The following is a 3,449-nucleotide window of genomic DNA, read 5'->3' on the forward strand; positions in this document are numbered from 1 at the left end:
CGGGGGCGAGGCCGGTGTCGAAGATGAACGTCCGCGCGGTGTTGACCAGATGGCCGATCACCCGTGCCGGCCCCAGCACCACCCCGCCCTGGCTGCCCAGCGACTTGGACAGCGTGGCCGTGACCACCACGTCGGCCGCACCCGCGAGCCCGGCCGCGTGGGCCGCGCCCCGGCCGCCCTCCCCCAGGACGCCGAGGCCATGGGCGTCGTCCACGACCAGTCCGGCGCCGTGTTCCCGGCAGGCTTCGGCCAGCGAGCGCAGGGGGGCGGCGTCACCGTCGACGGAGAACACCGTGTCGGAGACGGCGATCGCCTCCCCCTGATGGGTCGCCAGGGCCTTGGCCGTGGCCTCCGGGTCGGCGTGTCCCACGACCTGGGTGGTGCCGCGCGCGAGGCGGCAGCCGTCGATCAGGGAGGCGTGGTTGCCCGCGTCGGAGACGATCAGCGAGCCGTGCGGGCCGAGCGCGGTGACGGCGGCGAGATTGGCCGCGTAGCCGGAGGACAGCACCAGGGCCGCCTCGAAGCCGCAGAACTCGGCGAGTTCGGTCTCCAGGCGGGCGTGCAGCTCGGTGGTGCCGGTGACCAGCCGGGAGCCGGTGGCCCCGCCGCCCCAGGTCCGGGCCGCCGCGGCCGCGCCCTCGACGACCTCGGGGTGGCGGGCAAGGCCCAGGTAGTCGTTGCTCGCCAGGTCCAGCAGGGGCGAGTCGGCGGGCCGGGGGCGCAGGGTCCGCAGGAGTCCGGCGCGGCGCCGCGCCTCGGCCTGCTCGTCGATCCAGCCGAACGCCATGGCTCCTCCGGGGGCTTGCTCTGGTGGGCGCTTTTGTAGACAACAGACAGACACTAGCGGCGCGGGGAGCCGCCCATGATGTGGCAATACCCACACGGTGAACCTCGCTCGTTGTGCGAAGTCTCCTTGGCCCCGAGCGGTCGGGTAGGACAGGATCAAGCCTCATGGACCTGCTGAACACGCTGGTGGACAAGGGACTGCGGCGCGAGACGCCGACCCGCGAGGAAGCGCTCGCCGTGCTCGCCACCTCCGACGACGACCTGCTCGATGTGGTGACCGCGGCCGGCAAGGTGCGGCGGCACTGGTTCGGCCGCAGGGTGAAACTCAACTATCTGGTCAACCTCAAGTCGGGCCTGTGCCCGGAGGACTGCTCCTATTGCTCGCAGCGGCTGGGCTCCACGGCGGGCATCCTCAAGTACACCTGGCTCAAGCCCGACCAGGCGTCCGAGGCGGCGGCCGCGGGCCTCGCCGGAGGCGCCAAGCGGGTGTGCCTGGTGGCGTCCGGGCGCGGCCCCACCGACCGGGACGTGGACCGGGTCTCCGACACCATCAAGGCCATCAAGGAGCGGCACGAGGACGTCGAGGTGTGCGCCTGCCTCGGTCTGCTCTCCGACGGCCAGGCGGAGCGGCTGCGCGCGGCGGGCGCGGACGCCTACAACCACAACCTCAACACCTCCGAGGCGACCTACGGCGACATCACCACCACCCACACCTACGCCGACCGGGTGGACACGGTGCACAAGGCGCACGCGGCCGGGCTGTCCGCCTGCTCGGGTCTGATCGCGGGCATGGGTGAGCGCGACGAGGACCTGGTGGACGTGGTGTTCGCGCTGCGCGAGCTGGACCCGGACTCCGTTCCGGTGAACTTCCTGATCCCGTTCGAGGGCACCCCGCTGGCCAAGGAGTGGAACCTCACCCCGCAGCGGTGTCTGCGCATCCTGGCGATGGTCCGCTTCGTCTGCCCGGACGTGGAGGTGCGGATCGCGGGCGGCCGTGAGGTGCACCTGCGCTCGCTCCAGCCGCTGGCGCTGCACCTGGCCAACTCGATCTTCCTCGGGGACTACCTGACCAGTGAGGGCCAGGCGGGCAAGGCCGACCTGGAGATGATCGCGGACGCCGGGTTCGAGGTGGAGGGCGCGGACGAGGTGACGCTGCCGGAGCACCGGGCGGCGGCGGTCGGAGGCGGCTGCGGGTCGGGCGCGGAGCAGGCCGGGTGCGGTTCGCACGCCGGGGGCGGCGTCTGCGGTACGGCCACGGTCGCGGCCGACGCGCCCGCCTCCGCCGAGCCGCGTACCGATCTGGTCGCCGTGCGCCGCCGGGGTGCCGGGACGGACCTCGCGCCCAATGCCTGATCCGGGTACGGCCGAGCTGCTGGAGCTGGACCGGCGGCATGTGTGGCATCCGTACGGTCCGATGCCGGGCCGGAGCGAACCGCTCGTCGTGGAATCGGCGAGCGGGGTCCGGCTGCGGCTGGCGGACGGCGTGGAGCTGGTCGACGGTATGTCGTCCTGGTGGTCGGCGATCCACGGGTACCGCCACCCGGTGCTGGACGAGGCGGCGCGTGCACAGCTGGGGCGGATGAGCCATGTGATGTTCGGCGGACTCACTCACGAGCCCGCCGTACGGCTGGCGAAGCTCCTTGTCGACATGTCGCCCGAGGGGCTCGAGCACGTCTTCCTCGCGGACTCCGGGTCGGTGTCCGTCGAGGTGGCCGTCAAGATGTGCCTCCAGTACTGGCGTTCGCTCGGCCGTCCGGGCAAGCGGCGCCTGCTGACCTGGCGTGGCGGCTACCACGGCGACACCTGGCACCCCATGTCGGTGTGCGACCCGGAGGGCGGCATGCACGGGCTGTGGTCCGGCGCGCTGCCCCGCCAGGTCTTCGCGGACGCACCGCCCGCCGCCTACGAGGAGGCGTACGCGGAGCATCTGCGGTCCATGATCGAGCGGCATGCGGACGAACTGGCCGCGGTGATCGTGGAGCCGGTGGTGCAGGGCGCGGGCGGGATGCGGTTCCACTCCCCCGCGTATCTGCGCGTGCTGCGCGAGGCGTGCGACGCGCACGACGTGCTGCTGGTGTTCGACGAGATCGCCACCGGCTTCGGGCGTACGGGCGCGCTGTTCGCGGCGGAGCACGCGGCGGTCCCGCCCGATGTGATGTGCGTGGGCAAGGCGCTGACCGGCGGTTATCTCACCCTGGCGGCCACCTTGTGCAGCGCGCGGGTGGCCGACGGCATCTCCCGCGGCGAGGTGCCGGTGCTCGCGCACGGGCCGACCTTCATGGGCAACCCGCTGGCCGCCCACGTGGCCTGCGCCTCCGTCGAGCTGCTGCTCGGGCAGGACTGGCGGGGCGAGGTCAAGCGGATCGAGTCCGGTCTGCGGGAGGGTCTCGCCGGGGCCGCGGAGCTGCCCGGTGTCCGGGACGTGCGCGTGCTGGGCGCCATCGGTGTGGTCCAGCTCGACCACGAGGTGGACATGGCGGCCGCGACGCGGGCCGCCGTGCGGGAGGGCGTGTGGCTGCGGCCCTTCCGCGACCTGGTCTACACGATGCCGCCGTACGTCACGGACGACGCGGACGTGGCACGGATCGCGCGCGCGGTGTGCGCCGCGGCGCGGGAGGGATGACATGCCGGTACTGGTGATCACGGGGACGGGCACGGAGATC

At 72.9% G+C, this 3,449-nt stretch carries 3 protein-coding genes; 2 read left to right on the top strand and 1 reads right to left on the bottom strand.

Annotated features, from left to right (window positions below):
• Positions 1-787, bottom strand: a 787-nt coding sequence (locus tag GT030_RS19015) for an aminotransferase class I/II-fold pyridoxal phosphate-dependent enzyme (protein WP_161202110.1), incomplete at its 3' end; no start/stop codon positions are given.
• Positions 788-951: 164 nt separating this feature from the next.
• Between GT030_RS19015 and bioB the strand changes: the two genes are divergently transcribed.
• Positions 952-2,139 carry a biotin synthase BioB gene (bioB, locus tag GT030_RS19020; RefSeq protein WP_161202111.1) on the top strand — a complete coding sequence of 396 codons (1,188 nt, stop codon included), beginning with the start codon at positions 952-954 and terminating at the stop codon, positions 2,137-2,139.
• The gene (locus tag GT030_RS19025) at positions 2,132-3,409 is read left to right on the top strand and encodes an adenosylmethionine--8-amino-7-oxononanoate transaminase (RefSeq protein WP_161202112.1); all 1,278 of its coding nucleotides are present in this window, start codon (positions 2,132-2,134) and stop codon (positions 3,407-3,409) included. The genes bioB and GT030_RS19025 overlap by 8 nt, the downstream gene beginning before the upstream one ends.
• Positions 3,410-3,449: the final 40 nt, after the last annotated feature.

This window comes from Streptomyces sp. SID1328 (assembly GCF_009865595.1).
In the GTDB taxonomy this organism is placed as follows: domain Bacteria; phylum Actinomycetota; class Actinomycetes; order Streptomycetales; family Streptomycetaceae; genus Streptomyces; species Streptomyces griseoluteus.